Annotated in this window: 27 protein-coding genes and 1 tRNA gene; 17 read left to right on the forward strand and 11 right to left on the reverse strand. The window is 75.1% G+C overall.

Annotation, left to right across the window (positions count from 1 at the left end):
- Nucleotides 1-29: 29 nt before the first annotated feature.
- From CELF_RS03080 to CELF_RS03100, 5 genes are all read left to right on the forward strand, one after another.
- On the forward strand, nucleotides 30-1,805 hold the full coding sequence (locus tag CELF_RS03080) for a serine/threonine-protein kinase (protein WP_013769788.1): 1,776 nt from the start codon (nucleotides 30-32) through the stop codon (nucleotides 1,803-1,805).
- A gap of 44 nt (nucleotides 1,806-1,849) precedes the next feature.
- On the forward strand, nucleotides 1,850-2,335 hold the full coding sequence (locus CELF_RS03085; RefSeq protein WP_041553322.1) for a hypothetical protein: 486 nt from the start codon (nucleotides 1,850-1,852) through the stop codon (nucleotides 2,333-2,335).
- Between the two features lie 36 nt (nucleotides 2,336-2,371).
- Nucleotides 2,372-3,292, forward strand: coding sequence for a DsbA family protein (locus CELF_RS03090; protein ID WP_013769790.1), 921 nt, complete (start codon nucleotides 2,372-2,374; stop codon nucleotides 3,290-3,292).
- Nucleotides 3,293-3,428: 136 nt separating this feature from the next.
- Nucleotides 3,429-3,505: transfer RNA gene (locus tag CELF_RS03095), tRNA-Thr, on the forward strand.
- A 61-nt stretch (nucleotides 3,506-3,566) separates the two neighbouring features.
- A complete protein-coding gene (locus CELF_RS03100; RefSeq protein ID WP_013769791.1) occupies nucleotides 3,567-4,133 on the forward strand; it encodes a GNAT family N-acetyltransferase in 567 nt (188 codons plus the stop codon).
- A gap of 48 nt (nucleotides 4,134-4,181) precedes the next feature.
- On the opposite strand, the gene CELF_RS03105 is transcribed toward CELF_RS03100, so the two are convergent.
- From CELF_RS03105 to CELF_RS03115, 3 genes are all read right to left on the reverse strand, one after another.
- Nucleotides 4,182-5,225, reverse strand: a complete 1,044-nt coding sequence (locus CELF_RS03105; protein WP_041553745.1) for a LacI family DNA-binding transcriptional regulator — start codon at nucleotides 5,223-5,225, stop codon at nucleotides 4,182-4,184.
- A 119-nt stretch (nucleotides 5,226-5,344) separates the two neighbouring features.
- Nucleotides 5,345-5,563, reverse strand: coding sequence for a hypothetical protein (locus tag CELF_RS03110; protein WP_013769793.1), 219 nt, complete (start codon nucleotides 5,561-5,563; stop codon nucleotides 5,345-5,347).
- A 100-nt stretch (nucleotides 5,564-5,663) separates the two neighbouring features.
- Nucleotides 5,664-6,332 carry a response regulator gene (locus CELF_RS03115; RefSeq protein ID WP_013769794.1) on the reverse strand — a complete coding sequence of 223 codons (669 nt, stop codon included), beginning with the start codon at nucleotides 6,330-6,332 and terminating at the stop codon, nucleotides 5,664-5,666.
- A 103-nt stretch (nucleotides 6,333-6,435) separates the two neighbouring features.
- Here CELF_RS03115 and CELF_RS03120 point away from each other — a divergent pair, with 103 nt between their 5' ends.
- From CELF_RS03120 to CELF_RS03135, 4 genes are all read left to right on the forward strand, one after another.
- On the forward strand, nucleotides 6,436-7,653 hold the full coding sequence (locus tag CELF_RS03120) for a sensor histidine kinase (RefSeq protein ID WP_013769795.1): 1,218 nt from the start codon (nucleotides 6,436-6,438) through the stop codon (nucleotides 7,651-7,653).
- 224 nt (nucleotides 7,654-7,877) lie between these two features.
- A complete protein-coding gene (locus tag CELF_RS03125) occupies nucleotides 7,878-8,312 on the forward strand; it encodes a hypothetical protein (RefSeq protein ID WP_013769796.1) in 435 nt (144 codons plus the stop codon).
- A gap of 5 nt (nucleotides 8,313-8,317) precedes the next feature.
- Nucleotides 8,318-8,884, forward strand: coding sequence for a signal peptidase I (locus CELF_RS03130; protein WP_013769797.1), 567 nt, complete (start codon nucleotides 8,318-8,320; stop codon nucleotides 8,882-8,884).
- Between the two features lie 4 nt (nucleotides 8,885-8,888).
- Entirely contained in the window at nucleotides 8,889-10,010 is a 1,122-nt protein-coding gene (locus CELF_RS03135; protein WP_013769798.1) for a hypothetical protein, read from the forward strand.
- Between the two features lie 9 nt (nucleotides 10,011-10,019).
- On the opposite strand, the gene CELF_RS03140 is transcribed toward CELF_RS03135, so the two are convergent.
- Together CELF_RS03140 and CELF_RS03145 are read right to left on the reverse strand one after the other, a co-directional pair.
- Nucleotides 10,020-10,832, reverse strand: coding sequence for an SGNH/GDSL hydrolase family protein (locus CELF_RS03140; RefSeq protein WP_013769799.1), 813 nt, complete (start codon nucleotides 10,830-10,832; stop codon nucleotides 10,020-10,022).
- A 25-nt stretch (nucleotides 10,833-10,857) separates the two neighbouring features.
- Nucleotides 10,858-11,535, reverse strand: coding sequence for a uracil-DNA glycosylase (locus tag CELF_RS03145; protein ID WP_013769800.1), 678 nt, complete (start codon nucleotides 11,533-11,535; stop codon nucleotides 10,858-10,860).
- Between the two features lie 235 nt (nucleotides 11,536-11,770).
- On the opposite strand from CELF_RS03145, the gene CELF_RS03150 reads away from it, so the two are divergent.
- The 3 genes from CELF_RS03150 (at nucleotide 11,771) to CELF_RS03160 (ending at nucleotide 13,070) form a co-directional block, all read left to right on the forward strand.
- Nucleotides 11,771-12,085 carry a DUF3263 domain-containing protein gene (locus CELF_RS03150; protein ID WP_013769801.1) on the forward strand — a complete coding sequence of 105 codons (315 nt, stop codon included), beginning with the start codon at nucleotides 11,771-11,773 and terminating at the stop codon, nucleotides 12,083-12,085.
- 29 nt (nucleotides 12,086-12,114) lie between these two features.
- Nucleotides 12,115-12,732, forward strand: a complete 618-nt coding sequence (locus CELF_RS03155; RefSeq protein WP_013769802.1) for a LytR C-terminal domain-containing protein — start codon at nucleotides 12,115-12,117, stop codon at nucleotides 12,730-12,732.
- 134 nt (nucleotides 12,733-12,866) lie between these two features.
- A complete protein-coding gene (locus CELF_RS03160; protein ID WP_013769803.1) occupies nucleotides 12,867-13,070 on the forward strand; it encodes a cold-shock protein in 204 nt (67 codons plus the stop codon).
- Between the two features lie 172 nt (nucleotides 13,071-13,242).
- On the opposite strand, the gene CELF_RS03165 is transcribed toward CELF_RS03160, so the two are convergent.
- Entirely contained in the window at nucleotides 13,243-14,736 is a 1,494-nt protein-coding gene (locus CELF_RS03165) for a glycoside hydrolase family 15 protein (protein ID WP_174302267.1), read from the reverse strand.
- 309 nt (nucleotides 14,737-15,045) lie between these two features.
- Here CELF_RS03165 and groL point away from each other — a divergent pair, with 309 nt between their 5' ends.
- A complete protein-coding gene (gene groL / locus CELF_RS03170; protein WP_013769805.1) occupies nucleotides 15,046-16,671 on the forward strand; it encodes a chaperonin GroEL in 1,626 nt (541 codons plus the stop codon).
- Between the two features lie 175 nt (nucleotides 16,672-16,846).
- A complete protein-coding gene (locus CELF_RS03175; RefSeq protein ID WP_212758471.1) occupies nucleotides 16,847-17,584 on the forward strand; it encodes a hypothetical protein in 738 nt (245 codons plus the stop codon).
- Here CELF_RS03175 and CELF_RS03180 read toward each other — a convergent pair whose 3' ends face one another.
- The gene (locus CELF_RS03180) at nucleotides 17,585-18,607 is read right to left on the reverse strand and encodes a S66 family peptidase (protein ID WP_013769807.1); all 1,023 of its coding nucleotides are present in this window, start codon (nucleotides 18,605-18,607) and stop codon (nucleotides 17,585-17,587) included.
- An 82-nt stretch (nucleotides 18,608-18,689) separates the two neighbouring features.
- Here CELF_RS03180 and CELF_RS03185 point away from each other — a divergent pair, with 82 nt between their 5' ends.
- Nucleotides 18,690-19,355, forward strand: coding sequence for an SIMPL domain-containing protein (locus tag CELF_RS03185; RefSeq protein WP_013769808.1), 666 nt, complete (start codon nucleotides 18,690-18,692; stop codon nucleotides 19,353-19,355).
- 31 nt (nucleotides 19,356-19,386) lie between these two features.
- On the forward strand, nucleotides 19,387-19,638 hold the full coding sequence (locus CELF_RS03190; protein ID WP_013769809.1) for a hypothetical protein: 252 nt from the start codon (nucleotides 19,387-19,389) through the stop codon (nucleotides 19,636-19,638).
- Nucleotides 19,639-19,651: 13 nt separating this feature from the next.
- Here the strand turns inward: CELF_RS03190 and CELF_RS03195 are convergent, their stop codons facing one another.
- Nucleotides 19,652-20,875 carry a pyridoxal phosphate-dependent aminotransferase gene (locus tag CELF_RS03195; protein WP_013769810.1) on the reverse strand — a complete coding sequence of 408 codons (1,224 nt, stop codon included), beginning with the start codon at nucleotides 20,873-20,875 and terminating at the stop codon, nucleotides 19,652-19,654.
- Nucleotides 20,876-20,917: 42 nt separating this feature from the next.
- Nucleotides 20,918-21,199 (reverse strand): DUF4031 domain-containing protein, encoded by a 282-nt coding sequence (locus CELF_RS03200; RefSeq protein WP_041553323.1) that lies wholly within the window; start codon nucleotides 21,197-21,199, stop codon nucleotides 20,918-20,920.
- Nucleotides 21,200-21,506: 307 nt separating this feature from the next.
- Here CELF_RS03200 and CELF_RS03205 point away from each other — a divergent pair, with 307 nt between their 5' ends.
- Nucleotides 21,507-22,091 carry a hypothetical protein gene (locus CELF_RS03205; protein WP_013769812.1) on the forward strand — a complete coding sequence of 195 codons (585 nt, stop codon included), beginning with the start codon at nucleotides 21,507-21,509 and terminating at the stop codon, nucleotides 22,089-22,091.
- A 239-nt stretch (nucleotides 22,092-22,330) separates the two neighbouring features.
- On the opposite strand, the gene CELF_RS03210 is transcribed toward CELF_RS03205, so the two are convergent.
- Nucleotides 22,331-22,621 carry a WXG100 family type VII secretion target gene (locus CELF_RS03210; RefSeq protein ID WP_013769813.1) on the reverse strand — a complete coding sequence of 97 codons (291 nt, stop codon included), beginning with the start codon at nucleotides 22,619-22,621 and terminating at the stop codon, nucleotides 22,331-22,333.
- Between the two features lie 271 nt (nucleotides 22,622-22,892).
- On the reverse strand, nucleotides 22,893-23,684 hold the full coding sequence (locus tag CELF_RS03215; RefSeq protein WP_013769814.1) for an HD domain-containing protein: 792 nt from the start codon (nucleotides 23,682-23,684) through the stop codon (nucleotides 22,893-22,895).
- Nucleotides 23,685-23,687: the final 3 nt, after the last annotated feature.

Below are 23,687 nucleotides of genomic sequence, written 5' to 3' on the forward strand. Positions count from 1 at the left end.
GCCCGTGGGGCTCGGGCTACCGTGCGGGCATGGAGCGGATCGGTCTGACGCCGGGGTCGGACATCGGGGGGTACCGCATCGTGGCGCCGCTCGGTTCCGGCGGGATGGGGGCCGTCTACCGGGCGGTCGACGGGGGCGGCACGGCGGTCGCGCTCAAGATGCTGCACCCGCACGTCGGGTCGGACGCCGTCGCGCGTGACCGGCTGCGCCGCGAGGTGCGTGCGCTGCAGAAGCTGCGGCACCCGGCCGTCGCGGCGGTGCTCGACGCCGAGGCGGACTCGACGGAGGCGTTCATCGTCACCGAGCTGGTCGACGGCGACGACCTCGAGACGCACGTCCGCGAGCGCGGCCCGCTGGACGCGCAGGACCTGCTCGACCTCGCCGAGGGGCTGCGCGCCGCGCTCGCGGCCGTGCACGGCGCGGGTGTCGTGCACCGCGACCTCAAGCCGTCGAACGTGCTCGTGACCGACGACGGGCCCGTGCTCATCGACTTCGGCATCGCGCAGGCGGCGGGCGACGCGCCGCTCACGTCCGACGGCCTCGTCATCGGGACGCCCGGCTACCTCGCTCCCGAGCTGCTGGACGGCTCGGAGCCGACGCCCGCGAGCGACTTCTGGGGCTGGGCCGCGGTGCTGGCGTTCGCCGCGACCGGTCGCTCGCCGTTCGGGACGCGGCCGGTGGAGGCGGTGCTGGCCCGGGCCCGCGCGGGAGACGCGGACCTCGCCGGGATCGGCACGCTCACGGCGACCGCGCTGCGGGGTGCGCTGGCTCCCGAGCCGGACGACCGCACCGCGCCCGAGGACGTCGTCGCCGCGCTCACCGTCGCCGCCACCGACGGTGACGTCGTCGACGAGGACGGCACCGCGACGACCGTCGTGAGCGCCGCCGACCTCACCGAGACCGCGCACGTCGCCGCACCGGTCCTCACCAAGGGCGCGGCCGTCGCGGCCGGCGCGACAGCCGTCGCCGCCAACGACGGGCGCACGCGGGCCTTCGCCGCGGACGACCTCGCGCTCGCCGACGAGGACTCGGACGTCGGCCTCGACGACCGCGACGGCACCGACGCCGACGGGTGGTCGGACGACGACCCGGACGCCTGGTCGCAGGACGACGAGGACGACCCCGAGGGCGTCGACTGGATCCAGGACGACCTCGACGCGTCCGAGCAGCCCGGCCCCGAGGGCTCCGGGTACGTCCGTCCGCCCGCCCGGCGGCGGTGGGGGACGCTGCTCGCGTGCGGCCTGCTCGTCGGCGCGGCGGGCGCCCTGTGGCCCGGCGTGACGCTCGTCGTCGTCGTGGTGGTGCTGCTCGTCGTGCGGACCTTCGGGACCGCGGTCGAGTCGATGCACGCGCGGCGCGAGCGGTTCGGCGTCCGCCGCTCGGACGTGCCCGTCACCGTCGCCGCCGGTCCGTGGCACCTGCTGCGCGCGACCGTCGGCCTCGTGCCGTCGGTCGTCGTGGGCGCGAGCGTGCTGGTCATCGTCACCGGCGTCGTCTGGTGGGTGCTCCAGGAGGACCGCTGGACCATCACGGGCTCGCCCGCGGGCCTGCCCGTGCAGGGCGTCACGGCGTCGCTCGTCCTGGGCGGCCTCGTGCTGCTCGGGGTGCTCGTCGTGTGGTGGGGCCCGTTGTCCCGCATGACGCGTCTCGGTGCGCGCCGAGCCCTCGACGTGGTGGCGCCCGGACGGCTCGGTGCGTTCGTCGCGGTCGTGGTGCTGCTCGTCGTCTCCGCCGTGCTGCTCGCGCTCGTGCAGGGCGGCCAGGAGATCCTCTGGTGGCCCGCGCCCGAGCCGACGATGCCCTGACCGGTCCGCGTCCGCCGCACAGGTCCGCCCCCTACGCTGTGCCCATGCGTGCGCGACGAGCCGGGGTCCTCGCGGACCCGCGCGCGGCCGCCGCCCTCGCCGGGCTGGCCGCGCTGCTCGCGCTCGCGGGCGCCGCGTCGGGGCGGGTGCTGCTGCACCAGTGCCTCGCGCCCGTCGGGGTCGGCCCCTGGGGTCTGCGGCTCGCGCTGCTCCAGGACGCCGCCGACTGCCCGGACGGCACGTACGCGTTCGGTCCCGCCGCGGGTGGTGCCGTGCTGCTGCTCAGCGTCGCCGGCCCGCTGCTGGTCGCGCACCTCGCGCTCGCGGCGAGCGGCGTCGGTGCGGGCGTCGTCGCGTCGCGCGCCTACCGGGCCGCCGTCCGGCTGCTGCGCCGCTGGGTGCGGCCCGTCGTCGCGGTCGTGCTCGTGCCCGCCGGGCGGCCCGTGGCGGTGGAGCGCCGCGAGCTGCCGCTGCACGGGCGCCGGACCACCGCGGGGCTCCCGGTCCGGGGTCCGCCGGTCGCGGTCTGACCGCCCGACCGACGACCGTCCCACCCAGGAGAACCCATGCCCACGAACGACCCCCGCCCGTCGAAGGCCGCGCGCCGCGACGAGGCCCGCCAGAAGGCGCTCGAGCTGCGCAAGGAGCAGGAGCGCAAGGCCAAGCGGACCCGCATCCTCGCGATCTCCGGCCTCGCCGTCGCCGTCCTCGGCCTCGGTGCCGTCATCGTGTTCATCGTGAACCAGAACGCCGCGCGGGAGGCGCAGTACGCGAACGTCGCCTACGGCGCCGCGCAGGAGGGCGTGGTCGCACCGACCCTCGACGACGTCGAGACGCCCGCGGCTGCCGACGACAACGGCGGCATCCCGGTGAGCGGCGGCACCGTCGGCGACGCCGGCGACGCGGACAACACCGTCGTCTCGATCTACTTCGACTTCATGTGCCCCTACTGCGGCCAGTTCGACCAGATCAACTCGGCCGACCTGGAGGCGCTCGCGCAGACCGACGGCGTCACGGTCCTCTACCAGCCGCTGTCCTTCCTCGACGAGGCGTCGCAGGGCACGTCGTACTCGACCCGCGCCGCGAACGCGCTGGCCGTCGTCGCGGACCGGTCGCCCGAGCACGTGCAGAAGTTCATCACCGCGCTGTACGCGAAGGACACGCAGCCCGCGGAGGGCACGGAGGGCCTGACCGACGAGGAGATCGCGGACCTCGCGACCGGCGTGGGTGTTCCCGAGGACGTCGCCGCGGCGTTCACCGACACCGTGCAGGGCTCGTACACCGTGCAGGACAGCGACGGCACGACGGAGCGTGAGGGTGAGTGGCGGACGTTCGCGCCGTGGGTCGCCGCGGCGTACACGTCGGCCAGCGAGCAGATGCCGGGGCTCACGACGCCGACGATCCTCATCGACGGCGAGAAGTGGACCGGCGACTGGCAGACCCCCGGCGTCCTCAAGGCCGCCGTCGAGGACGCCGCCGGCGCCTGACGTCACGACGCCCGACGGGCGGGTGCGGGGAGTCTCCCGCGCCCGCCCGTCGGCGTCCCGTGCCGGCCGGCACCCGGCCCCGCGGTGCGGACGTGCCCCTCGCGCGCCCGGGGCGCTGGGTACGCTGTCCCCGCCCGCCTCCTTAGCTCAGTCGGCCAGAGCACCTGTCTTGTAAACAGGGGGTCGTCGGTTCGAATCCGACAGGGGGCTCCAGACCTGACCTGCGCCTGTGCGTCACCGCGCGCCCGGACACCCGGCGTCGTACGGTCGCGGCGTGGCGGACGAGGACCTGCGGCACGTGCGGACGGAGCGGCTGCGGCTCGACGCCGTCGGGCCCGGGGACGTCGACGAGGTGTTCGCGCTCAACAGCGACCCCGCGCTGTGGACGGTCTTCCCGTCCGGGCGCCACACCGACCGCGAGCAGACGCGCACGCAGGTCGAGCAGTTCGCCGCCGCGTGGGACGCCGACGGGCTCGGGTACTGGGTCGCCCGGCCGCTGGACGGCGGCGCGGTGCTCGGGATCGGCGGGTGCACGGTGCGGCACGGCGCGGTGTGGAACGTGTACTACCGGTTCGCGACGGCCGCCCACGGGCACGGGTACGCCGGCGAGCTCGGTCGCACGGCGGTCGAGGCCGCCCGGCGTGTGCGCCCCGACCTGCCGGTCGTGGCCTACCTGCTGCGGACGAACGAGCCGTCGCGCCGGGTCGCCGAGCGGCTCGGTCTGCGCCTCGTCTGGCAGGGCCCGGACGCGGGCAACTCCGACCCGACGCAGGTCCGCCTGGTGCTGGCCGACCGCGCGCTGGCGCCCGCGGCGCTCGCGGTCGTGTCCGGCGCGCCCTGAGCGGTCGGCCCGACGGGTCCTCGACCGTCGACGCGGGCGGCGTCGGTGTCAGTCCCGCGGGGCGGGGCCCGTGGAGCCGCGGACGACGAGGTCGACGGGCAGGACGGTGCGGGTCGCGGGGGCCTTCTCGCCTCGGCGCGCGCCCTCGATCGCGGCGAGCAGGGTGCGGGCCGCGGTGCTGCCCTTGACGGTGAGGTCCTGGCGCAGGGTCGTGAGCGCGGGGCGGGTACGGGTCGCGAGCGGGCTGTCGTCCCAGCCGACGACCGACAGGTCCTCGGGGACGCGCAGGCCGGCCTCGGCGGCGGCGTCGAGGAGTGCGGTGGCCATGAGGTCGGAGAAGCACAGCACGGCGGTGGGCCGGTCGGGGGAGGCGATCAGGGCGCGGGCGCCGGCGTTGACGTACTCGGGGGTGTTGTCGGCGACCTCGTAGGCGCTGGGCACGATCCCGGCGGCGTCGAGCACCTCGACGGCACCGGCGACACGGTTGCGGGCGACGAAGTCGGAGCCGGCGTCGCGCCCGTCGGCGAGAGCACCACGCTGCTGGTGGCCCCACGTGAAGAACCCGACGCGGCGGTGGCCGAGGGCGACGACGTGCTCGGCCGCGAGGCGGCTGCCGGTTCGCTCGTCGAGCAGGATCGACGGGTAGCCGGTGAGGGGCTCGAGGTCGACGAAGACGAGGGGGAGCTTGCGGCGGACGAGCCAGTCGAGCGCCGCGGAGTCGCCGCCGCACGCGTAGACCAGGGCGCCGTCGAGCGGGATGTCGCGCGCGGCCTTCTCGCCCGGCAGGAGCGCGACGGCGTAGCCCGTGGGGGAGAGCTCCTCGGCGATGGCGCCGAAGAACGACGCGGCGATCGGGTCGCGCAGGGCGTCGCCGACCCACGCGGTCAGGAGCAGGCCGATCGCGCCCGTGGTGCCGCGGGCGAGAGCGCGCGCGGACGGGTCGGGGCCGACGTAGCCGAGCTCGGCGGCAGCGTCGAGGATGGTGCGCCGCAGGTCGGCGGAGAGCTGGTCGGGGCGCGAGAAGGCGTTCGAGACGGTCATCCGGCTCACACCGACCTTGTCGGCGATGGTCTGGAGCGTCACCCGGGGCACGACGCCACCCTGTTCCGCGGCATGCGGGACAGGGTAGGTCGTGCCGCCGGGTGACGGCGCGCCCCGCCCGGGGGACGGGTGGGCGGACGGTGCGTCGACGGTCGACGCGGGGGCCGTGGTCATCGCGCCGCCTGACCGGCCTCCCAGTGGCACGCGGGCTGCACGGCGTCGGCGACGCGGCGCAGGCTGCGGGCGAGCGCCCGGCGGGTGCGGGGCACGCGCGGGGGGCGCGGGCGGCGCTCGCGCTCCTCGACGACGGGTGCCCAGGGGCGCGAGCTCTGGGACTCGAGCACCGACGCGTCGCGGGCGAGGAGCAGGCCGATCGACTGGTCCAGCATGGTGATCCCTCCCGGCTCTGTACCGATACAGAGCCTCTGTACCGCTAAAGTAGACCGGCGCGCTGTACCGGTCAAGTGATCCAGGAGAATTCGTGCGGGATCAGACCGGGCCGGTCTCCGCCAGCAGCCGGAGGGCCGCGCTGACCCGGGGGTTGCGGCTCGGGTCGGTGTCGATCCCGAGCGTCGCGTACATCGCGTTCACGTGGTTCTGCACCGACTTCTCGGTGATCCCCAGACGCGCACCGATGCCCGCGTTCGACAGGCCCTCGGCGAGAAGTCGCAGCACGTCGTACTGGCGGTCCGTCAGGCGCGACACGGCCGAGCCCGCGCGCGGCGCCATCCGCGCCAGCAGCGCGGGGTCGAGCACCGTCTCGCCGACCGCAGCGGCGCGCACCGCGCCCACCAGCACCTCCTCGCTCGTCGAGGAGGTCTTCGACAGGTAGCCCCAGCCGGCCGCGACGTCCTGCGGCAGGTCCAGCAGCAGGTCCATCGCGTCGTGCGCCGACAGCAGCAGCACCCCCAGGTCGGGCTGGCGGCGCCGCAAAGTCACGCCCAGCGCGATGCCGTTGCCGTCCGGCAGGTCGACGTCCAGCACGACGACGTCCGCGGCGCCCGGGGTCAGCACACGCGTCGCCTCCGTCACCGAGCCCGTCGCGGCGACGACGCGCAAGCCCGGCGTGTCGTCGAGCATGCGCTCGAGCATCGACCGGAAGAGGGGTTGGTCCTCGACCACGGCGACGCGCACCGGGTCTGTCGGGGCAGCGCTCATCCGGGCCAGTATCGTCGGCGCTCCGACCGCCCGCACGGACACGCGCCGCACCCGCACGCCGCGGGGAGCCGGGACCACCCGACCGGCGCACAGCAGGGAACCGATGTCCAGCACCCGCCCCACCGCCGCCGGCGACGACGAGCCGGCCGCCGTCGTCCTGCGTCGCGCGCAGGACCTGCGCAGCGACCGGGTGAGCCTGCTGCGCGCCACGGCCATCGTCGCCACGGGCTACGCCGGCGGCGCGGCGCTGCAGACGACGTACATCTACAGCCGCTACGTCGAGGGGTGGGACCAGGTCAGCCTGGGCAGCCGGCTCGCCGCCAACGCCGTCGCCGTCGTCGCGCTCGTGCTCGTGCTGCTCGCCGTCCGGGCGCACCGCGCGACGCGCCTGTGGCAGATGGCGCTCGCCCTCGCGCTCGCCGCGGTCGCGAGCGCCGTGCTGCGGATCGGGGCGCAGCAGCTGTTCGGCGTCTACACCGACCCCGACGCGGACGTCGTCGAGGCCGAGCTCGCGTCGGGCCTGGTCATCGCCGCGATCTCCGGCGCGATCGGCATGTGGGGCATGGCCGCGCGGCGGATCCTGCGCGCGCGTGTGCGGGCCGCGGAGCGCGAGGCCGTCCAGGTGGAGAACGCTGTGCGCGCGCTCGAGCAGGAGGAGGTCCGGGTCCGTCGCGAGGTCGCCGAGGGCCTGCACGGCACCCTGCAGAACAAGCTCGTGCTCGTCGAGGCGCGGCTCGACAGGGTCGTCGCCCGCCTCGAGGAGGGGCGCGAGCTCGACGACGCCGACGCCGACGACCTGCGGTGGGTGCGCGCCGAGCTCGAGCAGGCCCGCGCCGCGGACGTGCGGGAGATGAGCCGGCTGCTCTACCCCGAGCGCCTCGAGCTCGGCCTCGTGCCGGCGGTGCGCGCCCTGCTCGGGCGGCTGCCCGCGAGCATCGCGACGCAGCTCGACGCGACCGACGCCGTGCGCGCCTACGACGACCCCGCGGACCCGCGGCTCACGGTCGCCGAGCGGCTGCTCGCGGTGCGGGTCGTCGAGGAGGGCGTGACCAACTCGCTCAAGCACGGCCCGGCGTCGCGCATCGCGACCTCGCTGGACGTGCGCGACGGCGTCCTCGTCGTCACCGTGGAGAACGACGGCGAGCTGTACGACGAGTCCACCGCCGGGCGTGCGTCGGGCACCGCGCGGATGCGGCAGCGGCTGGCGTTCGTCGGTGGCACCATCCGGCTCGAGGCGGGGGAGGGGCGGGGTGCGCGCCTCGTCGCGCGCATACCGCTGGGCCCCCGCGAGGGCGAGCAGGGGTCACCCGGACGGGCGTGACCGACGCCGCACGCGCCCCGCCCGCTTGCTGTCCGGACGTCCTGATCGTGCCGGTCCGCGGCGGGTGAAAGAAACCGACGTTCCCGGCGGGCCAGGTGCCAGCACCCACGGCGCACGCAGACGGCTCCCGGCGCGCTCCCTAGCGTCATGGTCGGTCGTCCAGCACGGCGACCGTGCGGGCGACGACCAGCCGACCCGCGTCGCCACCGACCCGGGAGTCCACCATGGCGTCCTCGAAGTTCTCGACCCGCAAGGGCCTGGCCGTCGGCCTGGCCGTCCTCGGAGTCGCCGGCCTGTCGCTGGCCTCCGCCTCGCAGCTGTCCTCGCAGTGGCAGAGCACGACGCAGGCCGGCACGGTCGACGTCGACGCCGCGTGCCAGAAGGCCGCGACCGGCACCGTCAAGGTGAAGTACGACGCGCCGGCGCTCGGCGCGAGCGGCTACGCCCCGACTCAGGTCCAGCTCAGCAACATCGACGGCGACTGCAAGGGCAAGACGATCCGTGTCGCGTGGAAGACCGGGGCCGGCACCTACACCGCCCTCGGCACCGCGCAGACCCTGTCGGCGACGCTCACCACGGCCGACACCGTCAGCTTCGCGCTGCCCGCCGCGACGGACTACAACACGATCGCCGCGTTCGCGGTCAGCATCGACGGCTGACCCCCATGACCGACACCACGCCGGCACCCGGTGCGCACCGCGCGCGCCGGGTGCTGCGTGCGCTCGTGTCGGTCCTGTTCTACGCCGCCGCGGCCGTCGCCGCGTGGTTCGTCTGGCCGACGAACCTCGGCGGCTGCACGACGCTCACGGTCGTGTCCGGCTCGTCGATGGAGCCGACCTACGTGACGGGTGACCTCGTCGTGTCGCGCTGCGGCGCGCCGCAGGTCGGCGACGTCGTCGTCTACCGTCCGCACGAGCTCGACGGCGCCCGGATCATCCACCGCCTCGTCGGCGGCGACGGCACCACGGGGTGGGTCGTCCAGGGCGACAACAACGACTGGACGGACCCGTTCACGCCCACCGACGAGGAGATCCTCGGCGTCGCCGCGCTGCACGTGCCGAAGGTCGGGCTCGTCGGGCGCCTCTTCACGTCGCCCTGGGTCTGGGGCTCGTGCATGCTCGTCGCGCTCGGCCTGCTCGTCTGGCCGTCGTCGCGCGACGACGAGACCGACCCCGCCTCCCCGGACCTGGCCGGCGCGCCGCAGGACCGCACCCTCACCCCCACCGGGTGACGCCGTGCGCCGCCACCCGCTGCAGCCCCGCACCGCCGGCGTCGTCGCCGCGCTCCTGCTGCTCGTCCTGCTCGTCGCCGGCACCGGCGTCGCGAACGCCGCGAGCCTCGCCCTGCTGAGCCCGTCGCGCCCGTACGCCACCGCGGTCGCGCGCTGCGCCACCGGCCCCGCGACCGTCACCGCGTCCGGCACCCCCACCGGGGGTCGCTACCCGCAGGTGACCGTCACCGGCCTGTCCGGCACGTGCACGGACGCGCGCGTGCTGCTCGCGACCAGCACGGGCACCGTGCTCCTCGACACGACCGCCCCGGTCGTGGCCGGGACGGTCACCGCCGTCGCACCGACGCCGTTCACGCCTCCCGCCGCGGGCGCGGCGCGCGTGTACGTGGCGGTCGGGTCGTGGCCCGTGGCCGCGTCCTGGGTGCCGCCCGCGTCGACGTCGCCGGTGTACCCCGCGCCGGGCGGCACCGCGTTCGACACGGCCGTCACCTGGGACCTCAAGAACGCCACGAGCGGGCAGCAGGCGTGCTTCACGATCCGCGTCACCACGACGTCGACCACGCCGATCGTCTGGTCGGCGTACGTCGACACCGCGCAGGCCCCGTTCAACGGCGCCCGCACGGGGTACTCCGTGCAGGGGTCCGACGGGTGGAAGTACCAGCTCACGCCCGACACCCCCACCGTCGGCGTCATCCGGATCAGCGGGCGCCCCGACGTCTGGCAGCCGTACGACACGGTCGTCGCCGGGCAGGTCCGCGTGGTCGAGGTCTGCAACTACTCGCTGCCGGGCGCGGCCGTCACACCGTCCGCGTACACCGTCACGACCTCGCACGGCGCGTGGAACGCGCAGCGGGCATGCGTCGTCACGACCGTCACCGGCAACGGGACGTCGCCGTTCTACGTCGGCTGGCAGACGTCCGTCGACATGACCGCCGCCGTCCAGCGGATCCGGTCCGGCGGCGGGACGCCGGGAGCGTGGCGGTACGGCGGTGACGAGTGGAAGGTCGAGCGGCTCGGCGTGCCGTCGCTGGCCGGTCCCTTCGTGTTCGACGTGCGCTCGCGGACCGCGTCGAACCTGCTCGGCACGCAGTCGTTCACGTTCGAGACCTGCGTCGTCGACGGCTGAGCACCGCCGTCACTCGACGGGTGCGAGCCCCGGACGCTTGGGCACGCGCAGGTCGCCCGACGACCGGCCGCGCAGGCGGCGCGTCGCCCACGGGTACACGTGCTCGCGCAGCCAGCGCGCGTCGCCCCGCATCTGCTCCAGCCGCGGCGTCGGGGGCAGCGGGGTCAGCGGGTCGTCCCAGCGCGTCTCGTCGGGCGCGAGGCCCAGGGCGACGAGCGCGGCCTGCGCGACCCGGGCGTGCCCGTCGGACGTCAGGTGGATGCGGTCGTCGGCCCACATGCGCCAGTCGCGCAGGCTGCGCATGCCCCACAGGTCCAGGACGTGCGCGCCGTGGCGTCGCGCGATCGACCAGATGTGCGCGTTGTAGACGCCGACGCGGCCACGCGTGGCGCGCACGAGCGGGCTCTCCACGACGTCGACCCCGGTCGCGAGCAGCACGTCCGCCCCGGCCGCGCGCAGCCGGACGACCGCCTTCTCGAGGTCGCGCGCGAGGCGGTCGACGTCGGCGGCCGGGCGCAGGATGTCGTTGCCGCCGCCGACGAGGCTCACGAGGTCCGGCTCGAGCGCGAGGGCCGCGGGCACCTGCTCGACGAGGATCGGGCGCAGCAGCCGGCCGCGGATCGCGAGGTTCGCGTACCCGAGGGACTCGACACCCGCGTCGACCCGGCGGCGGGAGAGGTGCGCCGCCAGGACGTCCGCCCAGCCGCGCTGCGGGGCGTCCACGCCGTCCGGTGAGTCCCACAGCCCCTCGGTGAAGGAGTCGCCGATCGCGACGTACCGGGACCAGCGGGGGGCGTCGGGAGGTGTGCTCACACGCCCCATTCTGGCGCGTGCCGGCGGGGCGGTGTCAGGGCAGGCGCCAGTCGACGGCCGGGGCGCCCTGCTCCGCGAGCAGCCGGTTGACGGTGGAGAAGGGGCGCGACCCGAAGAACCCGCGGCTCGCCGACAGCGGCGAGGGGTGCACGGACTCGACGCGCGGCACCGCCCCGAGGGCCGGCCGCAGCGACTGCGCGTCCCGGCCCCACAGCACCGCGACGAGCGGGCCGCCGCGCTCGACGAGCGCCTCGATCGCCCGGTCCGTGACCGCCTCCCAGCCGCGGCCACGGTGCGAGGCCGGGGCGCCGGGGCGGACGGTCAGCACGCGGTTGAGCAGCATGACGCCCTGGTCGGCCCACGGCGTCAGGTCCCCGGTCGTCGGGCGCGGCACGCCGACGTCCTGCACGAGCTCGCGGAAGATGTTGTCGAGCGAGCGCGGCACGGGCCGCACGTCCGGCTGCACCGAGAACGACAGGCCCATGGGGTGCCCCGGCGTCGGGTACGGGTCCTGCCCGACGACCAGGACGCGCACGTCGGCGAGCGGGCGGGCGAACGCCCGCAGCACCGCGTCGCCGGCCGGCAGGTAGCCGTGCCCGGCGGCGACCTCCTCGCGCAGGAACCGGCCCGCGGCGCGCAGCTGCGGCTCGACCGGGGCGAGGGCGGCCGCCCAGTCGGGGGCGACCAGCGTGTCGAGGGGGGCGGGGTGCACGGCGCGAGGGTACCCGGACGGCGGACGCGCCGGGTGCGGCCCGGGCGGTGCGCGCGGACGGTCGGTCGGGTGACGCGCGGGTGCGGCCGGTCGGGTGACGTCGCGGGTGCGCGCGGTCGCCGGTCATGCGCCCGTCGGGGGTCGCGCGGGACCGCCCCGCGAGGCGGAATGACACCGGTGTGGTTCGGACCTACGATGGCCGACGACCGACGCCGCCCCGCACCGTGGAGGACGCATGGACCTCGTGACCGCGCTCCCGGCCGGGACCGACCCGCAGGCCGAGCAGCCGCCCGCCGGCTCCGGCCTGAGCGAGCGTGACGAGCAGATCCTCGCCTTCGAGCGCCAGTGGTGGAAGTACGCCGGCGCCAAGGAGCAGGCGGTCCGCGAGCTGTTCGACATGTCCGCGACGCGGTACTACCAGGTGCTCAACGCCCTCATCGACGAGCCCGCCGCGCTGGCTCACGACCCCATGCTCGTCAAGCGGCTCCGGCGTCTGCGCTCGTCTCGTCAGCGGGCGCGTACCGCGCGTCGACTCGCGTCCGACGCCTGAGCCCCAGGTCGAGCGGATACCCTGCGGCCGTGAGCAAGGCCGACGAGTACCCGTACCCCGAGGACGAGTTCGACGTCCCGGCGGACCCCGACGCGCCCCGCGGCGTCCACCGCGCACCGCGCTCGGCCTGGAGTCGGTGGTGGCCGTTCGTCGCCGTCCTCGTGCTCGCGCCCGTGCTCGCGTACGGCGCCGTGACCGTGTGGGGCATGCTCAACGAGCCCGGCTCGAGCGACCCCGGCGCCTCGACGGCGGACGAGGTCCCCGGCGACACCACCGACGACGGCGCGACGGACGACGGCACGGGGGAGCAGCCCGCCGAGGGCGAGGGCACCCCCACCGAGCCCGACGCCGCCCCCGCTCCGCAGCCCGTGCTGAGCACGCCCGTCGTCGTGCTCAACGCCGCCGGCATCGCCGGCCTGGCCGGGCAGCAGCAGGAGAAGCTGACCGGCGCGGGCTTCACGGCCGTGACGACCGGCAACTCCGAGGGCGACGGGCTGACCGGGTCGACCGTCTTCTACGCGTCCGAGGACCTCAAGGCGACCGCGGACCTCGTCGGGCAGACGCTCGGGATCGCGGCGGTCACCCTGTCCGCGGACGACGCCCCGGACGGCATCAGCGTCGTCCTGCTCACCGACCCCGAGGCCTGACGCGCAGGTCCGCACCGCGTCCGCGGCCTGGTCACCTGCAAGATGACCCTGGTCGTGGCGCACCCGTGACCACTAGAGTCACGCGCACCGGCGGCCGGCGGAGCCACCGGCGCACCGATCGTCAGGAGCAACGCATGGCCCAGGGCACCGTGAAGTGGTTCAACGCGGAGAAGGGGTACGGCTTCATCACCCCCACCGGCGGAGGCCAGGACCTCTTCGTGCATTTCAGCGCCATCCAGGTCGACGGCTACCGGACCCTCGAGGAGGGTCAGCAGGTCGACTTCGAGGTGGGCCAGGGCACCAAGGGGCCGCAGGCCGAGCAGGTCCGCCCCGTCTGACCTCGTCCCCGACGTCCGTCCCTGCGGCCCTCGTCACGGACGGCCTCGTCGGACCGACTGCCGCACGGGCCGCGCACCCTCGGGTGCGCGGCCCGTCGGCGTCCGTGCCCGCGCCCGGTGCGGCCCGACGTCGTGCACGCACGGGGCGGACGCTGCGCGCCCGGGCGGCGGGTCAGACCGCGGCCGGACCGCGTGGGCCGGGGACGTGCGTCGCGTCGTCGATCGCGTCGAGAGCGAGCAGCACGCACGCCGCGCTCCAGGCCAGCGGCGCGACCGCGGCGGGCGAGCCGTCCGCGAGCACCTTCTCCGGGATCGACCCCGCCGACGTGCGGTGCGCGTCCAGGAACCGCAGCCACCCGTCCGCGAGCTCCCGCTCGCCGTTCTCCGCCGCGACCCACGCGTACAGCGACGTCTGCGGCGTCCACGAGACGCCGTCGTCGCGCCAGCCCGCGCCCGGCGCCAGACCGCTCGCCGGCCGCAGCATCGTCGGGACCGAGTCGCGCCACGCGTCGTGCGCCCCCGGCAGCGCGGACCGCAGGAACGGGGCGAGCAGGAACGCACGGGCCGCGTCCGCGTGACCGCCCGCGGCGTACCGTGCGTAGCCCGCGCCGCCGAACTCGCGGACCGTGGCGAGCTCGCTGCGGCGCGCGGCCCGGGCGGCGTCGTCGGCCAGCTCGACGTCGCCCGTGAGCCGCAGCAGCACCTCCGCCTGCTGCAGGCCGGCGACGAGCGGCGCGACCGTCCCGAGCGTCACGGCCCGCTCGGGCACCTCCCAGTAGTCCGGGGAGGCGGGCGGCAGCCCCGTGCGGGCGACGAGCACGGTCGCGCGGCCCACCGAGCGCAGCACGAGCGGGCGCAGCTCGCGCGCCGCCGCCTCCCGCTCCGCCGGGTCGGCGATCTCCGCGACGACCAGCCCCGCGGCCCACAGCGCCCAGCCCGTGCCGTCGGTCTGCACGCCCCGGTCGTCCGGCGGGCCCGACCCGTCCGGCAGGTAGCGGGCCTCGAAGGAGCCGTCGTCCTCCTGCACCCGGTCGAGGAAGCCCAGGACCTCGAGGGCGTCGTCGACGTGGCCGGTCCGCGCGAGCGCGACCGCGACGAAGGCCGCGTCCCGCGGCCACACGTACCGCCAGCGCTCCGACCAGCCGGCGACCGCGGCTCCGCCGGGCAGCAGCAGCGTGCGCACGTCGAGCAGCGCCGCCTCGGCCATGTCCGCGTACGGCCCGCCGGCACCTGGGACCCGGCCCTCGGCGAGCCAGGCCCGCTGCTCGGCCGCGACGCCGTCCGCGGCCTGCACGCCGCCCTGCCCCGCAGGACCCGTGTCACCGCCGAGCGCTCCCGCGAGGGTGCCCGCTGCGGGGTCCAGCACCCGGGTGCCGGCCAGGAACGTCGGACGCGTGCCGGTCGCGACGGCGGTGCGGGTGCCGTCGGGCAGGAGCGCGACCGTCTCCTGGTACAGGTCGATGCGGGCCCACGACGCGACCTCGTCCGGGACGCTCCCCGTGGGCGGTGCGACCGACGCGGTCCCGGGCGCGACCGGTGCGAGCAGCACCGCGGCGACCGCGCACAGCACGACCGTCGCCACGGGACGGCGCCGGCGCGGGCGGTGCGCGGGCGCGCCGCGGCGCGTGTCGACGACGACGTCGACCACGTCGGTGTGACCTGGCACACGCGCACGATAGACGGCGGCGGGGCCGCGTCGGGCCGTACCGCGGGTGAAGGTCACGCTGCCGGCCGCCTGTGGCGACCCGTGGCGGTCGTCGGGCAGCGGGCCGCCGGCTCCACCGTGGGCGAACGCGCCTTGCACTCGCAGGGGCCGAGTGCTAACCATTGACTTAGCACTCTCCGGTGGAGAGTGACAGAACCACCGGCCGCCCGGTGAGGTGCGTCGCGACGCGGGACAGGACCGCGAGCGACGCGCCGTCCGTCGCGGGCACCCCAGCGGCCGACCCGGAACCGAGCGAAGGATCACAGCCCCATGGCCAAGATCATTGCCTTCAACGAGGAGGCCCGCCGCGGCATCGAGCGGGGTCTCAACACCCTCGCCGACACCGTCAAGGTCACCCTCGGCCCCAAGGGCCGCAACGTCGTGCTGGACAAGAAGTGGGGCGCCCCCACGATCACCAACGACGGTGTCTCCATCGCCAAGGAGATCGACCTCGACGACCCGTTCGAGAAGATCGGCGCGGAGCTCGTCAAGGAGGTCGCGAAGAAGACCGACGACGTCGCCGGTGACGGCACGACGACGGCGACCGTCCTCGCCCAGGCGCTCGTCCGCGAGGGCCTGCGCAACGTGGCCGCGGGTGCGAACCCGATCGCGCTGAAGAAGGGCATCGAGAAGGCCGTCGAGGCCGTCACGACCCAGCTCCTCGCGCAGGCCAAGGAGGTCGAGACCAAGGAGGAGATCGCCGCCACGGCCGCCATCTCCGCCGGTGACACCGCGATCGGCGAGCTCATCGCCGAGGCCCTCGACAAGGTGGGCAAGGAGGGTGTCATCACGGTCGAGGAGTCGTCCGCGCTGGGCCTCGAGCTCGAGCTCACCGAGGGCATGCGCTTCGACAAGGGCTTCCTGTCCGCGTACTTCGTGACCGACCCGGAGCGTCAGGAGGCCGTCCTCGAGGACGCGTACGTCCTGCTCGTCGAGTCGAAGATCTCGAACGTCAAGGACCTGCTGCCGCTGCTCGAGAAGGTCATCCAGGCCGGCAAGCCGCTGTTCATCGTCGCCGAGGACATCGAGGGCGAGGCCCTGGCCACGCTCGTCGTGAACAAGCTCAAGGGCACGTTCAAGTCCATCGCCGTCAAGGCCCCGGGCTTCGGCGACCGCCGCAAGGCGATGCTGCAGGACATGGCCATCCTCACGGGCGGCCAGGTCGTCTCCGAGACCGTCGGCCTCAAGCTCGACACGGTCGGCCTCGAGGTCCTCGGCACGGCGCGCAAGATCGTCGTCACCAAGGACGAGACCACGATCGTCGAGGGTGCGGGCGACGCCGCGCAGATCGCGGGCCGCGTCTCGCAGATCCGTGCCGAGATCGAGAACTCGGACTCGGACTACGACCGCGAGAAGCTGCAGGAGCGCCTCGCCAAGCTCGCCGGCGGCGTGGCCGTCATCAAGGCGGGCGCGGCCACCGAGGTCGAGCTCAAGGAGCGCAAGCACCGCATCGAGGACGCCGTCCGCAACGCCAAGGCGGCCGTCGAGGAGGGCATCGTCGCCGGTGGTGGCGTCGCGCTCATCCAGGCCGGCGCGCTCGCGTTCGAGAAGCTCGAGCTCGAGGGTGACGAGGCGACCGGTGCGTCGATCGTGAAGCTCGCGATCGAGGCCCCGCTCAAGCAGATCGCGGTCAACGCCGGTCTCGAGGGTGGCGTCGTGGCGGAGAAGGTCCGCAACCTGCCCACCGGCCACGGCCTGAACGCCGCGACCAACGAGTACGAGGACCTGCTGGCCGCGGGCGTCAACGACCCGGTCAAGGTCACCCGCTCCGCGCTGCAGAACGCGGCGTCGATCGCGGCGCTGTTCCTCACCACCGAGGCCGTCGTGGCCGACAAGCCGGAGAAGGCCCCGGCCGGCCCGGCCGGCGGTGGCGACGACTTCGGCGGCGGCTTCTGACCGTCGACGTGAGTCGCGCGGCGGTCTGACCGCCGCACTGCACGACCCAGCACGAGGGGCCGGTCACCTGCGGGTGGCCGGCCCTTCGGCGTGCCACCGGCGGTCGCCGGGTCCGAGGGCGGTGGTCACCCTCGCGGGGTGACGTCCGAGAGGGCTGCGGTGCCTAGCGTCCGGGATGAGCCCGCACGCGCGGGCCGGGCGGGAGGCCGACATGACGGGGGTCGGGCGGCAGGTCGACCGAGCGCAGGCCAGGCAGGCGGGCGACGCGGCGGATGCGCACGGGTCGCCCGCTCCGGCGCGACCCGGGCACGTCCGGGAGGTCGTGACGGTCGTCGTGCTGTCCGTCACCGCCGTCCTCACGGCCTGGAGCGTCTTCGAGGCGAGCCAGTGGGGCGGGGAGATGTCGATCGCCTTCTCCAAGGCGTCCTCCGCGCGCATCGAGGCGAGCCGGCACGCCGCCGAGGCCGACGCGGCACGCGGCTACGACCTGCAGACGTTCGCCGTGTGGGTGCAGGCCGTGGCGCAGGGCGACGAGCCTCTCGCGGCGTTCGCCCGGGAGAGGTTCAGCCCGCAGCTCGCACCCGCCATGGACGCCTGGCTCGCGACCGAGCCGCTCCAGGACCCCGACGCGCCGCGCAGCCCCTTCGCGCTGCCCGTCTACGAGCCGCCCGGGGCGGCGGACGCCGCCGAGGCCGACGCGCGCGCGGAGGACTGGTTCGCCCGCGCGCTGCTTCTCGACGAGCGCAGCGACCGCTACACGTTCCTGACGGTGCTGTTCGCGCTCGTCCTGTTCTTCGCGTCGCTCTCCACGCGCGGCCGCGCCGAGCGCCTGCGGTGGACCCTGCTGGGCGTGGCGCTGGTCCTCGTCGTCGTGGGGACCGGGCTCCTGCTCGCGTTCCCGAAGATCGTGTGACTACACGAGACGCTGGACCACGCGCGACGTCGTGCCGTCGTGCGTGACGGTCGCGAGCGCACCGTTGACGAGGGACAGGTGCGGCGGGACGTGGCCGCAGTCCACGTCCGCGAGCACGGGGACGCCGAGGTCGCCCAGGGCGTGGCGCGCGGCGTCGTGCTGCGTCCAGCCCGGCGTCCGGGCGCCGCGGGTCCGGCCGAGCAGGACGGCGTTCGCGCGGTCGAACCAGCCCGCGTACCGCAGGCCGAGCAGACGGCGGGTCACGTCGGCGGAGTCCGCGGCCGCTGCCTCGAGGTACACGACGAGCCCCTCGGGCGCGTGGGCGTCGGCGAAGGCCGCGACGTCCCCGTACGGCGTGCCCGCGAGGTGCGACACCGTCTCCAGGCAGCCGCCCACGAGCCGTCCCGTGACCTCCACGTCGCCCTCCGCGTCGACGCGCGTCCATCCCCCCGGAGCGTCGAGCGTGTACTGCGCGACGTGCGGGTCGTCCGCGTAGTCGTCGAAGCCCGTCTCCCGGACACGCTCGGCTGCGCCCTGCGTCAGGACCGCGCCCGGCTCGGCCGTCACGACGGTCGTCCACGGCAGGAGCGGCGCCGGGACCCGGTACGGGGTGTCCATGAGGTTCTGGCCGTGCAGCGTCGCGACTCCGGTGCGCAGCGTGAGGGGGAGCAGCAGCGTCGCGACGTCGGAGTACCCGACGAACCACGTGGGGTCGGCGGCGAGCGCGTCCCAGTCGAGCAGCGGCAGCAGGTCGAGCGCGATCTCGCCGCCCCACGGCGGGACGACCGCGCGCACCGCCGGGTCGGTGAGGAACCCCGTGAGCTCGTCGGCGCGGTCCCGCGGGCTGCCGCTCGCGATGCCGACGCCCCCGACGAGGGGGCCCAGCCGCACGTCCCACCCGTGCGCGCGCACGGCCTCGACGGCGACGTCGAGCCGGGCCCGGTGGCGGGGCTCGACGCCTGCGGACGGGGAGGGGACGGCGACGACGTCCCCGTCGCCCAGGGCACGGGGGTAGCGGATCACGCGCCCGAGTCTGGCAGGTGCGGGCGCGGCATCCGGGCGACAGGTCCCCGGGTGGGCGTGGTGCGAGGACTACGCTCGCGGCGTGCACGAGACGGTCGTCAGCGTCGAGGGGTGCTGCGAGCACCGCCACCCGGCCGAGCGCGGCACCGTGACCCTGACGGTCGGCTTCGACGGGCCGGACCGCGAGGCCGTGGTCCGGCGGACCACCGGTGAGCACGCGTGGCTCGCCGAGGTCGCGCAGCAGCTGCACGCACCGCCGTCCGGAGCGGTGTCGTCCTGGTCGTCGGGGCGCGTGCGGGTGTGGGCCGAGCGGCCGTGGAACACCGACGGGCGCCAGCTGCCGCTCGTCCACCACGCCGCCGCCGACCTCACGATGACGTTCCGCGACCTCGAGCTGCTGGAACGCTGGGTCGAGGACGCGGCCGTCCGCGACGGCGTCACGGTGCAGGGCGTCGAGTGGGACCTCGCGCACGAGACGCGCACCCGGCTGACCGCTGACGCGCAGGTGCGCGCGGTCCAGGACGCCGCGGCCAAGGCCTCCGTCTACGCGCGCAGCCTCGGCCTGACCGCCGTGCGGCCGCTCGCCGTCGCCGACCCGGGCCTGCTCGGGGACGGCGCCCGCCCGCCCGTCGAGCCGCTGTTCGCGGCGAGGTCGATGGTGGCCCCGGACGCCGGCGGCGGTCTCGACCTGCGGCCCGACGAGATCGTCGTGTCCGTCCGCGTGCACGCGCGGTTCGCGGCGACGTGACCGGCCCGACGCCGCGCCGGGGAGCGCCGTCGTGATCTTCTGGGGGCACCTGGACAGCGTCGACGAGCACGCAGCGCGCTACCGGTACACCGAGGAGCGTGCGGACGGGGAGCCGGACCCGCACGCGGGCATCCTCGTCGTCCCGGCGGGCGACGCGTCCGCGTGCCGCATGGACGGCCGCGACGACGTCCCGCTCGGGGCGCTGCGCGTCGCCCGCAAGGCCGCGCAGGAGAGGGCGGCGACGGGGGAGTGGCCGGCCACGACCTGCTGGTTCTCCTGCTGACGAGCCCGCCGCGTCACTGCCGGTAGGACGCCAGGAAGTTGCCGATGCGCTCGACCGCGTCCGCGAGGACCCGGGCCTCGGGCAGCGTGACGATGCGGAAGTGGTCGGGCGTCGGCCAGTTGAAGCCCGTGCCCTGCACCAGCAGGATGTGCTCGCTCACCAGCAGGTCGTGCACCAGGCGCGCGTCGTCGTGGATCTCGTGCACCTCGGGGTCCAGCCGGGGGAACAGGTACAGCGCGCCGTCGGGGCGCACGCAGTCGACACCGGGGATCGACGTCAGACCGCGCCACGCGACCTCGCGCTGCTCGTGCAGGCGGCCGCCGGGGGCGATGAGCGCGTCGATGGACTGCACGCCACCGAGCGCGGCCTGCACCGCGTGCTGCGCCGGCACGTTGGGGCACAGACGCGTCGACGCGAGCAGCTCGATGCCCTCGAGGAACCCCTGCGCGTGCTCCCGGGGACCCGTCACGACGAGCCAGCCCGACCGGTAGCCCGCGACCCGGTACGTCTTCGACAGGCCGTTGAACGTCAGGCACAGCAGGTCCGGGGCGAGCGTCGCCATGGGGGTGTGCGTCGCGCCGTCGAACAGGATGCGGTCGTAGATCTCGTCGGACAGCACGAGCAGCGAGTGGCGTCGGGCGATGTCCGCGATGCCCTGCAGCACCTCGCGCGAGTAGACCGCGCCCGTCGGGTTGTTCGGGTTGATGACGACGATCGCCTTGGTCCGCGGCCCGACGAGCGACTCGAGGTGCTCGAGGTCGGGCTGCCAGCCGTTCGTCTCGTCGCACCGGTAGTGCACGGGCACGCCGTCGGACAGCGACGTCATGGCGGTCCACAGCGGGTAGTCCGGCGACGGGATGAGCACCTCGTCGCCCTCGTCGAGCAGCGCCTGCATGACCATCGTGATGAGCTCGGAGACGCCGTTGCCGAGGAACACGTCGTCGACGTCGATCGTGGGGAACCCGGGCTCGGTCTCGTACCGCGTCACGACCGCACGCCGGGCCGACAGGATGCCGCGGGAGTCCGTGTAGCCGTGCGCGTGCGGGATCGACGCGATGACGTCGCGGACGATCTGGTGCGGCGCCTCGAAGCCGAACGCCGCGGGGTTCCCGGTGTTGAGCCGCAGGATCGAGTGGCCCTCGGCCTCGAGCCGCGCGACCTCGTCGAGCGCCGCGCCCCGGATCTCGTACAGGACGTTCTTCAGCTTCGAGGACTGGTCGAGCGGGCGCAGCGGCATGTCGGGAGCGTACGCCGGGTCGACGCGCGCGCTCGCGGGGTGTCAGGCGTGCGGCCGGCCCCCGCGCTCGCGGGCGGGCACGCGCAGGCCGGACGCGCGCAGCCGCCGGATCAGCTCGCCCGCACTGACCGGCACCGCGCCCAGCGCGACGAGCTCGTCGAGGCGCTCGTCGGGCACGTCGTAGTGGTCCAGGTCGAACCCGCGTCGAGGCAGCCCCGCGCGCGACGCGAACGCGTGCAGCTCGTCGAGCGAGGTGTCGCTGACGAGGTGCGCCCACATCCGCCCGTGGCGTGGCCACAGCGGCGGGTCGACGAGCACGGTCACCCGACCGAGCCTAGGGCGCGTCTCACAGCTCCTGTGGTGGCGCGACCAGTGCGTCGGAGTGATCGAGCTGTCGAACGACTGGTGCGCGTGACGATTCTGCGCGGCCGGTGCCCTGCGCCAGGCGATGTGCAGCATCGGAGTGCCGCCTGAATGTGCGACATCCGGGCTAGGAAGCTGGGGGTTGCGCGGACCGCGGCCTTTCTGCGGCTACGCATCCGGCAGGCCTGCCCGGCCGCCTGTGTGACACGTCCTTGCCGGCGCGCTCGTTCTCGATCGGACAGCAGTGCGCTGCCCTACGGTGTGCCCTGTGTCCCTCCTCGACGCCGCGTACGAGCTCTGGCTCGACAAGACATGGGGCCGGCGCGCGGTGGTGGTGTTCACGGTCCAGCCCGACCGACTGCGCAGGATGGACGTCGCCACCGGACCATGCGTTCCCCAATCCGGGCTCAAGCGACCGCTGCAGGGCGTGCTGGCGCAGGACCTGGGCGAGTCGCCGGCCCAGAGTGCGGCTCTCTTCACGGCACTCACCGGGCATGCGCCCGAGGGGGCGCTGGTCGTGCTCGAGGAGGCAGGGAGCGGACGCCTGTCGGTCTGCTCCGAGACGTTCCTGAACGCGATGGCGGACGCGTGCGAGGAACACCTCGCGCTCGCCGACGCCGACGAGGCGGCCGGCAGGAAGGACCTGCCGACGTTCGCTCGAGCGTACGACGAGCTCGCGGTTGCGTGGCGGCAGGCCGTGCGGTGGCCGCGGCACGTGGCGCCGCTGAGCCAACGCCTCGGGCGGCTGGGGTCGGCGCGGCACGCGCGACTCAAGGAACAGCCGCTGTACATGTGGCACGGGCCGTCCGTGCCGATGTTCGCCATCGCGACAGGTCGCATGCCCGACAGATAGGGCACGCGTCTCCCCGCCTCCGCCGTGGGTGGCGCGGATGCTGCGTGAGTGTCTCGTCGTGCGGTGCTGACTGATGCTCAGCGGGGCGCGGATCGCTCCCGGATCAGCTCGCGCGCGCTGACCGGCGCCGCGCCCACGTCCGTCCGTGGCGCGGCCACAGCGGCGGGTCGACGAGCACGGTCACCCGACCGAGCCTAGGTGCCCGGTCGGCCGCGCTGGCTCGTCGACCCGCGCCGCGGTCAGGCGGTGAACAGGCGCGACGCCTGCGCCTCCGCGTCGGCGTAGGTCTGCGCCGCGGCGTGCATCGCGGCGCTGATCTGGTCGAGCGACTGCTCGAGCCGCGTCTCGGTCGCCGACCAGCTCGCGAGCACGCCCGCGAACGCGGTGGCCGCGGAGCCGCGCCACGTGCCCTGCAGGTCGGCGAGCTGCCGGTGCATCGCCGCGACCTCGCTGCGGATCGTCGCCGCGCGCGCCTGCACCCCGGCTGCGGCCTGCGCGACGTGCGCGCTGTCGACCTCGTACCTGCTCATGCGGACCTCCCGTCGCCCGGGCCCGCCGGGAGTGGCGGTACCTCGTGGCCAGGACGGTAGGAGGGCCGCCCGTCGGGAGGTCCGGGTGCGCGCCGGAGCTGTGCGGCGACCCGCGGCCCGAGGGGCTGTGGACGGCTCGCCGACCACCCGGCGCACGACTTGCGGTGACAGCGGCGTACGGCCGCGCCCCGCCCAGCAAGCAGCGTGTACGACCACGCCCTGCCGAGCGATCAGCGGCGTACGGCCACGCCGCGCGACCGGTTGCGGTCGGCTAGAGGTCCTGCGCCGCCGCGCGGACCGCCGCCTGGGCCGCCGCGCCGTCCGTCGCCGCGAGCGTCGACTCCTCGGCGGCACGGTTCGCCAGCGTCTCCGCGTCGAGCTTCGCGAGCTCCTTCTCGAGGCGCTGCTTCTCGGCGGACAGGTTCTGCCGGGCCGGCTCCTCCCACGCCGCACCGAGCGGGCTGGAGAACAGCGACGGCCGCCCGAGCAGCTTGTCGAGGATCTTCAGCCGCGCACGCACGTAATGCTCGACCGGCAGGTGCGAGTACTCCGCGCGGACGTCGTGCAGGTAGGACTTGTACCGCTGCGGCTCCGCGGCGAGCATCGCGAGGTCCGCGTCGCACAGCACCGCGCAGTCGAAGTCGGCCGGGTCCGGCGAGTGCCGGACGAGGGCCACGACCAGGTCGTGCACGCGGCGCACGTGCGGCTCCGGGACGCCGAGGCGCGTGAGCTCGTCGACGGCCAGGCGTGCGCTCGCGATCTCGTCCTCGCCGCCGCGGTTCGCGTACGCCTTGCGCTCGGCGGAGTCGAACACCGCGCCGTGGTACCACGCCGCAAGGCGGACCAGGTCGGGCTCGTGCGTCTCCTCGACGAGCTCGTCGACACGGACCAGCACGTCGACCAGGTGCCGCAGGTTGTGGAACTCGCGGCCGGGCTCGGACCACCGGTCCACGAGCGACTGGCCGACGTCACGGATCTCCTCCGTCGTGGCCGTCGCCCCAGCCCCCTGGGCACTGCGCTGGAACGCGGAAAGCAACCACTGCGGTGCGTCGTGGACGCCCATGGA

Origin of the sequence: Cellulomonas fimi ATCC 484 (genome assembly GCF_000212695.1) — a bacterium.
GTDB lineage: Bacteria > Actinomycetota > Actinomycetes > Actinomycetales > Cellulomonadaceae > Cellulomonas > Cellulomonas fimi.